The organism is Delftia sp. ASV31 (assembly GCF_016428765.1).
Taxonomy (GTDB): Bacteria; Pseudomonadota; Gammaproteobacteria; order Burkholderiales; family Burkholderiaceae_C; genus Comamonas; species Comamonas acidovorans.
Window position 1 is genome coordinate 1 of the sequence record NZ_JAELTK010000183.1, and the last position, 1,940, is coordinate 1,940.

General features: G+C 51.1%; 1 protein-coding gene. It reads left to right on the top strand.

Features of this window, described 5'->3' with window-relative positions; all coding sequences use genetic code 11:
• Positions 1-109 precede the first annotated feature (109 nt).
• Entirely contained in the window at positions 110-1,666 is a 1,557-nt protein-coding gene (locus tag JHD82_RS28875; protein ID WP_199140319.1) for a hypothetical protein, read from the top strand.
• Positions 1,667-1,940 lie beyond the last annotated feature (274 nt).

Sequence of the window (1,940 nt, forward strand, 5' to 3'; positions counted from 1 at the left end):
CCCCCCCCCCCCCCCCCCCCCACCCCCCCCCCCACCCCCTACATCTACACTGTTCGCATTTCGTCGGCAGCGTCAGATGTGTATAAGAGACAGATATTTATTCGGCTTAATGCTATGCACCACGTCAATTATTGAATATACACTGAAAAACCAGCGACCTCGTACGACATTGATCTTTTTTTCAATGGGCCTCACTATTACCCTGTTATCGAGACCTGTTCTGCAATTTTTTACATTAGGCGCCTTACTACTGGCGCTTGCATTCACGATATTTTGCACTCGAAAAGTACCCCACCCAAGTACTGTCATCGCCAAATTCTCCCAGCGAATTAATGGAAGATTTTGTATAGCGTTGCTGATAGCTCTAATGCTGCCGGCTGCTGTTGCCGTAAAAAATGGCATGTACTTTGGTGTTTGGGGTCTTGGAACTGGTGCGGGTTCAGGGCTCTACTATGGCTTAAGCCCCTTCAAAATGGGTTTGGAACCTTTGTATTCAGGCTTCAGGTACGATGCAGGAATCACCCCTTCAACAGTCTCACCCCAGACTCAAGGAAACCCGCTCAATAAAACAGCAGATAAAATAAATGCGCGCGTTGCAATTGATATTCTCAAAAACACTTCACCACATGATAATGTAGTATTCTTTTTTGGAAAGCTAAAAGCTTGGTTATTTTACAGCACACCCGAATTACGTATTGCACCAAAACTCCGTACTCTCAGGACATTTGAATTGATGGCTATTCTCTTGGCCGCTTTAACCTTGTCGGCAAGAGCACTGCGCAGCCCCGGGAGGTCCATGCCACAGCTACCCGGAACAGCAGGAGCAGATGGAGAGAAGTTGGTTGTCTTGCTATTTTTGGCACTACTGGTACTTGGCATGGTTCTTCAACTGGCACCGGTACTCTACAACACGCGTTACAACTTATTCTTTCTGGAACCTTGGTTAATGCTGCTCTGTGGCGTCAGTATCGCCATACTGCTTCAAAAGCCAATCAAGCAGCATTACACAGAAAAAACAGGAGCCACCTTTCAATGGCTCAAATGGACATCCCAGAGAATTCTCATAGGTTTACTACTAGCGGCCGTACCCCCCGCAATTACACGTTATGCAGCGCGTCATGAGACGTTAAGTATGGATCCATACCGTCCAGGCCCCGTTCAGATCGTACTGGACCGGGATACCATGGGCCCAATGCGAGCCATCAATGCCACGCCTTTACAGACCGAAAAATGGCGTCTGGAGAGCAGTCCTGCCACCCTTGTTATTCCCCTTCGCATTCCGGACGCTGCCTCTTTGGCTCCTCAAAATATGTTGGACGCCATCTGGCGGCTGCGTTTCGCAATCAGCTCACCAGAGATGTCACACGCTTGCCGTAGAGCAAAAATGCAACTCAGCAACGGGCATGAGCCCGTCGGCTGGTACACACCTGAGCCACTCCTACCCCTTCATTTGGATGGCGCTCCTCATACCTATGCATTCCAAGGCAACGACATCTTGCGTCCAGCTGGTGATGGCGAGCTTTCTATCAGCTTTAACTGCCCTCCAGGCACTATCATAACTTGGTACGGGGCAGAGCTTCTTAGGTCAGCGCTTCCCGAAGCTGCACGCGCGTTGATACAGCACGGCGTACCTATTGATCCCTACTTCCGTCGTGATCCTCGCTGAACCATCCTTTTAAAACTCTGATATGACTCCGATCCTCACCAGCATTACTGTCCTGTGCGTCCTGGGCATCTCGCTTGGTCAGCTCCTTTTCAAAAAAGCCGCCCAATCCATTCCAGAGGCGGCTACTTGGCAACACTGGGTTTTGAACTGTCTCTTATACACATCTCCGAGCCCACGAGACGCTGACGTTGATCGCGTATGCCGTCTTCTGCTTGAAAATGGGGGGGGGGGGGGGGGGGGGGGGGGGGGGGGGGGGGGGGGGGGGGGGGGGGGG